5 protein-coding genes are annotated in these 7023 nt (G+C 72.3%); 3 read left to right on the plus strand and 2 right to left on the minus strand.

Annotated features, from left to right (window positions below; all coding sequences use genetic code 11):
* Window positions 1-23: 23 nt before the first annotated feature.
* On the minus strand, window positions 24-2672 hold the full coding sequence (locus tag ACZ55U_RS35255; RefSeq protein WP_465532988.1) for an SdrD B-like domain-containing protein: 2649 nt from the start codon (window positions 2670-2672) through the stop codon (window positions 24-26).
* A gap of 476 nt (window positions 2673-3148) precedes the next feature.
* Between ACZ55U_RS35255 and ACZ55U_RS35260 the strand changes: the two genes are divergently transcribed.
* From ACZ55U_RS35260 to ACZ55U_RS35270, 3 genes are all read left to right on the plus strand, one after another.
* Entirely contained in the window at window positions 3149-4132 is a 984-nt protein-coding gene (locus tag ACZ55U_RS35260; RefSeq protein WP_465532990.1) for an NAD-dependent epimerase/dehydratase family protein, read from the plus strand.
* Window positions 4133-4373: 241 nt separating this feature from the next.
* Window positions 4374-4793, plus strand: coding sequence for a hypothetical protein (locus tag ACZ55U_RS35265; RefSeq protein ID WP_465532992.1), 420 nt, complete (start codon window positions 4374-4376; stop codon window positions 4791-4793).
* 103 nt (window positions 4794-4896) lie between these two features.
* Window positions 4897-5856 (plus strand): hypothetical protein, encoded by a 960-nt coding sequence (locus ACZ55U_RS35270; protein ID WP_465532994.1) that lies wholly within the window; start codon window positions 4897-4899, stop codon window positions 5854-5856.
* A gap of 13 nt (window positions 5857-5869) precedes the next feature.
* On the opposite strand, the gene ACZ55U_RS35275 is transcribed toward ACZ55U_RS35270, so the two are convergent.
* Window positions 5870-6907, minus strand: coding sequence for an aldo/keto reductase (locus ACZ55U_RS35275; RefSeq protein ID WP_465532996.1), 1038 nt, complete (start codon window positions 6905-6907; stop codon window positions 5870-5872).
* Between the last annotated feature and the right edge of the window lie 116 nt (window positions 6908-7023).

Consider the following 7023-nt stretch of genomic DNA (forward strand, 5'->3'; position numbering starts at 1 on the left):
CCTCGCGAAACGCCCGCTCGGGGCTAGCCGCGCAGGGCGGCCTTGCGCCTGCGGACCACCAGCACCAGCGCCGAGCCGAAGACGATCAGCGCCGCCGCACTGGTCAGGGCGATCGGCATCCCTTCGCCCGCACCGGTGTTGGGCAGGTGCCCGGACACCGGAGGCGCCGGGGCCGGCGGCACCGGAGCGTCCGACGTCGGCGCCGCGGTCGGCGTCTCGGTCGGGGTCGGGGTCGGAGTCGGCGTCGGGGTGGGGATCAGCTTGTTGACGGCCGTCACCTCCACGCCCTTGTCCAGGTTCTCCGAGGTCAGCTTCAGCGGGCCGAAGACGGTGACCTCCGGCGCCTGGTAGCCGTCCGGCGGGCTCAGCTCCTGCCAGTAGTACTCGCCGGGCTCGCCCAGGCCCTGGCAGATGCCGTCGGCCCCGGTCGTGCAGGGCTCACCGACCTTGGTGTCGGGCTTGTCACCGGTCGGCTGGAGGCCGTCGGTCCCGTTGGTCTCGTGCCACAGCTGGAACTTGGCGCCGGCCAGCGGCTTGCCGTCCTGGTCGTGCTTGACCAGGCGCAGCGCACCCTCCTGGCGGCGGAAGCCGAAGTCGTAGGTGTGGTCGTTCTCGCCGGGGCCGCCGGTGGTCAATGCCCGCTCGGGGTACTTGCCGCCCTCCGGGACGATGCCCTTGGAGTCGATGAAGTGGTTGTCACCGACGTCGTGCGCGGTCGGCACCCACTGGTAGAGGGGGCCGCCCTTGGCGTAGTCCGCCGGGTTGTCCAGCTTGATCGTGTACTTGGTCCGCGGCTTGAGGCCGCCGTCGACGTTGCTGTCGTCGAAGTAGTACTCGCCGCGCGGGGTCGTCGTGGTGGTGCCGACGAGCTTCCCGGACTCGTCGTACAGGTGGACCGTGGCTCCCGGAACCGGCTTCTGGCCGGGCAGTTGGAGGCCGCTGCGCTCGGGGTCGTACCAGACCCGGTTGCCGATCTGGAGCGGGGCCTGGTCGCAGAGGACCTCCAGGTCGCCCATCGCGGCGCCCTTGCCGAACGGCGGTGCGCCCGGGGCGGTGTTGAGCCGCACGCCGCCGTCCGCCTTGCCGTCGCGCTTCTGGAAGGCGCTGCCGTAGCCGTAGGCCTTGCTGTCGCTGTCGTAGCCCGAGACCACGATGGAGTCCTCGACCTTCGAGAACGCCATGCCCGCGTTGGCGGGGTTGTTGTGGCCGATCCGGGCGTTGTCGAAGAACCGCTGCCCCCGGGCCTTGGACCCGCAGCCCAGGTTGGTGTCCAGCACGTACGTGCCGTTCTCCAGGCAGGCCTTGAGGAGGTCACCGCCGGGCAGGACCTTGGCCACCACGCCGCCCGTCGGGCTGGCCGCCGACTGGTCGCCGAAGCGGTCCCGGAAGGCGAGCAGCATCGAGCCGTCGGTCTCGAAGGCGATCTCGGCCACCGCCGGCTCGGGGTTGCCCATGTAGTTGTCGCCGCAGGCCTGGCCGTTCTGGCTGGCCGGGAAGGTGTCCTGCCACGGGAACCAGCCGGCGCCCGGGCACGGCCCGCCGACGACGGTGCCGCGCGGGTAGTCGAGCGGCTGGTTCAGCACGGCCGCCTGGAACGCGCCGGTGGACAGGTCGAACGGCAGCACCACGGCGCGCAGGTCCGAGGCCTTGCCGGTGGACTCGCCCGAGCAGACGCCGCCGAGGTAGCCGACGCCGTCCTGGATGCCGAGGCCGTACGGACGCCAGTCCCCCGGCGCCGGGCAGCCCGGGTTCGGGATGTCGTAGGCGGCCTTGGGCGCGGACGCCGTCGCCACGGTGGCGTTGTAGCGGTACAGCTTGCGGTCGTACAGGTTGACGACGAAGAGGTCCTTGCCGTCGTCGGTGACCTTGATGCCGCCGAGGCTCTCCTTGCCCACCGGGGCCAGGAAGGCGTCGTCGTTGCCCCCGGTGTGCGGGGTGGTGCCCGCGTTCGGGACGGTGGTGAACAGCGAGGTCTTCTTCTGGTCCACGTCGGTGACGTAGATCCCGCCGGGCCCACCGGGGCCGTACTTGGTGGTCCGCTTGGCCTGCGCGGCGGAGAACACCCGCCGGTCGACCTTGTTCCAGGCGATGCCGTACAGGTTTCCGGTCTGCCCGGTCGTGGCCAGGTCGGTCACCGGGAAGTCGGCGCCGGCCGTGCCGCGGGAGTTGTACGCGAACGACAGCAGCGTGTGCTGGCTGTCGCCCTCCGCGGGCGGGTTCTGACAGGTCGACACCAGCGGCGCGTTCTTCTGGCAGTAGTCACCGGGGCTCCAGAGCCCCGTGGTGAGTTCGATCGACTTGCCGCCGGAGAGGTCGACGAACTCCTCGTTGGAGCTCAGCTGGTTCGGCGCGCCGTCCAGGCCCTGGCGCGAGGCGAAGGCCGGGTAGAGCACGCCCGGCTTCGGATTCACCACCTGGACGCGGTACTTGCCGCCGGTCAGCTTGCCGGTCGCCGGCGACAGCGTCAGCGTGCCGTTGGCCGCCGTGGTGCCCTCGATGCCGGCCCCGGCGGCGTCGGTGAGCGTCACCCGCACGCCCGCCATGCCGTGTTCCAGCGTGGGCGACCACAGCCCGTCGGTGTCCACGGCCCGGATCACCCGGACCGTCACCTCCCCGTCTCCGGCCGCCGGGAAGGCCGAAGGGGCCGCCGCCAGCGAGGAGGCACCGATCACCACGGCCAGGGCCGCCGCACCGCCTACGGTGCGACCCGGCCCGCGCTGTCGCCGACGGCCCGGGCCGCGCGCGACACCGGCCGTTCGTTCACTAGTCGTCGTCATCCCTGCTCTCATTGTCCAGTTGGGCCTTCCGCCCGACCTCGTGAGGGAGTTCGTGAGCGGCGAAAAACCGCCATTGTTAACGGGAGCTTAAAGGGCCTTCACACAAGTTCGCCAGGAAACCAGGAACTTTGACGACACATCAGCCGTTACGAGGCCGTCACGGCAACCCGCCGCGCCGCGCCCGCGATCGCCTGACCAGCACGCGTCCGGCCGACCGCCTCCGACCAGCACCGAACGCGCCGCCGACGGCCGAACTCACTTCCCACCCCGAGCGCGCACACCCGCCCCGACCCCTGCACCCCACCGACAACTTGTGCCGCAACCGACCACCCGGTGACACCCGCCGCGGGGCGCCCTGACAGGATGGCGGGATGCGCATTCTGGTCATCGGCGGCACCCGGTTCATCGGCCTCCATTTCACCGAGGCGGCACTCGCCGCCGGACACGAGGTCACGGTGCTGCACCGCGGCCGGTCGGGCGCCGGGCTGCTCCCCGGCGCCACCCACCTGATCGCCGACCGGGACGCCGACCTGTCCGCGCTGCACGGGCGCAGCTGGGACGCCACCGTCGACTTCTGCGCCTACTTCCCGCGCCAGGTGAGGGAGTTGGCGGCGTCCTTCGGCCCCGGCGGGGCCGGCCACTACCTGCTGGTCTCCTCCCTCTCGGTGTACGACGTCCCGGCCGCCCCGGGCTACGCCGAGGACTCCCCGCTGCTGCCGGCCGACGGCCCGGAGGCCGAGGAGGTCACCGTCCGCACGTACGGCACCCTCAAGGTCCAGTGCGAACGCGCCGCCCGGCAGGCCTTCGGCCCGCAGACGCTGCTGGTGCGCCCGACGTACGTGATCGGCCCCCGGGACTACACCCACCGCTTCGACCACTGGGTGCGGCGCCTCGCCCGGGGCGGCGAGGTGCTGGCCCCGGGCCGGCCGGACGCGCCGCTCCAGGTGGTCGACGTCCGCGACCTCACCGCCTGGATGCTCACCCTGCTGGAGCGGGGCGCCTCCGGCCCCTACCACGCCGCCACCCCGCCGCCGTTCGGCCTGGGCGACCTGCTCGACGCCGTCGCCTCGGCCGTCGCCCCGCCCGGCACCACCCTCACCTGGGTCGACGAGGAGTTCCTGCGTGCCGCCGGCGTCCCGGAGCGCGCGCTCCCGCTCTGGCCCGCCGACCCGCACACCCGCGCCACCAGCACCGCCGACCCGGCCGCCGCCCTCGCCACCGGCCTCACCCTGCGACCGGTGGCCGAAACCGCGCGCGACATCAGGCAGTTGGAGGAGTTCGAACCCCAGCCGGACACCCTCACCCCCGAGCGCGAGGCCGAGCTGCTCGCCCTCTGGCACGCGCGGCAGGCCTGACGACCGCTCAGCCACCGGCGCGGGAACGACCGCCGGCCCCGCGACAGCCGGTTTCGGCCCCGGCCCGGACATCTCCCGGGCCGGGGCCCACGCGGCGCGCCCGATAGCGGCACCGGGCCGCGAGCCGCTATCCGTTTCCGGCGTCCGGCGGGGGAAGGAAACGGATAGGCCCTCCTCTCGCATCCCACCAGACTCAAGGGCAACCGGAGAACGTCCGGTTCACCCGACGAGAGGCAGTGGGATGAAGAAGAAGCTGGCAGCCGCCGCCCTGGCCGCGGCCACCCTGGGCACCGTGTTCCTCGGTGCCGCCCCGGCCATGGCGAGCAGCGGCGGCTGCGTCACGGGCGACGCCTGCGTGTACTACAGCCCCGACCGCCAGGGCGCCAAGTTCGGCAAGGGCGAGTCCGGCAACTACGACGGCTACTTCGGCGGCGGCGGGGCCGGCAACGGCCAGGCCGTGATGAACAACGCCGCGTCCGTGGAGAACCTGGACCACAAGTACAACCTCTACGTGTACTACGCCGAGTTCAGCATTCGGGACACCGGGCCGAGCCAGTACATCCAGCACGACCACTGGGCGAACCTGACCACGACGACGTGGCACGGCGTCACCATCAACATGCGCAACAACAACCACTCCCAGGACTGGTCCCTCGACTGACGCTGACGGGTGTCGGACCCCCGCCCCATGGGCGGTCCGGCACCCCTCCGGCTGTCATCGACCGACCGCACCATCCAGCGAGCCGGCCTGAGGAGCCTCGCCCATGACATCCCCCCGTCGCAGCCGTTCTCTGCCGCCCGTGCTGCTGACCGCCCTGTTCCTCGCCTCCGGTTGTGCCTCCGGCCCTTCCGGGCCGGCCGCCACTCCCCTCCCTCCGTCCGCCTCCCTCGCCCCGATGGACCCGCCACCGGTCGGGGACGTCCCCCGGCTGAGCCAGGTGGCCGATCGGGCGCTGCCGATCGAGGCCTACCTGCTGAGCCGGGAGGACTTCCGGCAGTACGACGCGGCACAGGCCGTTCTGGTCACCCGCTGCGTCCGGAGCTTCGGCCTGGACTACACCCAGCAGGGCGGCAATGGGCCGTCCAAGACCCAGACCAGTCACCGGTACGACCCGGTCGCGCTGTCCGACGTCTCCGTGAACGGCTACCACTCACCCGATCCGTCCGGCGGGAAGAAATCCGGCAAGGGACCCGCGCTGAGCTCGGACGTCAACACCGTACTGGGCGCCGGTCTCGGACCGGACGGGAAGCCCGACCCCAAGGTCGCCTCCTCCTACCAGGGCAAGGCCCTGCCGCCCGGCGGCTGCATCGCCGCCGCGCAGAAGGAGCTGATCGCTCACGGCGGCACCGGCACGGACGCCGACGTGGCGGTGGGGATCAACTTCGAGGGGTTCGAGCGCTCGCGGACGGACCCCCGGGTCAAGGCCGTGTTCCAGGACTGGTCCCGTTGCATGGCGGAGCGCGGGTACTCCTACGCCACGCCCGGCGACGCTCTCAAGGACCCCCGGTGGGGAGCGAGCGCCACGCCGTCCGCCGAGGAGATCGCCACCGCCACCGCGGACGTGGAGTGCAAGGAGCGGACCAACGTGGTCGGGGTCTGGTTCACCGTGGAGACCGCCTACGAGAACGAGTTGATCCGTCTGCACCAGCCGGAGCTCACGGCGGTGAAGGCCGGCAACGACGCCATGCTGGCCACCGCCCGGGCCGTGATCGCCGGATCCTGAGCCGGACGAGGCCTCAGCCCGCCAGCGGCGGGTTGAGCCGGGCGAAGGCCTCCTGGCGGCGGTAGGGGAAGTACGGGTACGGCGCGGTGCGGGCGCTGGCCGCGTCCAGCCGGGCCACCTGCTCCTCCGTCAGGGACCAGCCGACCGCCCCGAGGTTCTGGCGCAGCTGCTCCTCGTTGCGGGCGCCGATGATGACCGAGGAGACGGTCGGGCGGCGCAGCAGCCAGTTGATCGCCACCTGGGGGACGGTACGGCCGGCCTCGGCGGCGGTCTGCTCCAGCGCGTCGACCACCCGGTACAGCAGTTCCTCCTCCACCGGCGGGCCGTAGTCGGCCGTGTCGTGCAGCCGGCTGCCGGCCGGGAGCGGCTGTCCGCGGCGGATCCTCCCGGTGAGCCGGCCCCAGCCGAGCGGGCTCCAGACCAGGGCGCCGACCCCCTCCTCCTCGGCGAGCGGCATCAGCTCCCACTCGTAGTCGCGCCCGACGAGCGAGTAGTAGACCTGGTGGGCGGCGTAGCGGGGGCGGCCGTGCCGGTCGGCGAGGGCGAGGGACTTCATCAGCTGCCAGCCGGAGAAGTTGGAGACGCCGGTGTAGCGGATCTTGCCGGCCCGGACCAGGTCCTCCAGGGTGGCGAGCACCTCCTCGATCGGGGTGCTCGCGTCGTAGGCGTGCAGCTGGAACAGGTCCAGGTGGTCGGCGCCGAGGCGGCGCAGCGCGTCGTCCACGGACCGGACCAGCCGGGCGCGGGAGGTGCCGGCGTCCCGGGGGCCCTCGCCGGTGGGCAGTCCGGCCTTGGTGGAGATCAGCACCTGGTCGCGGCGGCCCTTGACGGCCTGGCCGAGCACCTCCTCGGAGGCGCCGTCGGAGTAGACGTCGGCGGTGTCGAAGAGGGTGACGCCCGCGTCGATGGCGATGTCGAGCAGGCGGCGGGCTTCCTGCACGTCGGTGGTGCCCCAGGCACCGAAGAGCGGGCCCCGGCCGCCGAAGGTGCCGGTGCCGAGGCTGAGTGCGGGCACCTTGAGGCCGGACGCGCCGAGCCGGCGGTACTCCATGTCGGTGGTGATGGTCATGACGGTTCCCTAAGAATGTGAGGCGGTCCGGGAGGACCGGGTGTGGCTGATGACGGTTTGCCGTTGATGGCTCAAGGAGAATGGCCGCCCGGTCCTCC

This window comes from Kitasatospora sp. NPDC034533 (genome assembly GCF_055575155.1).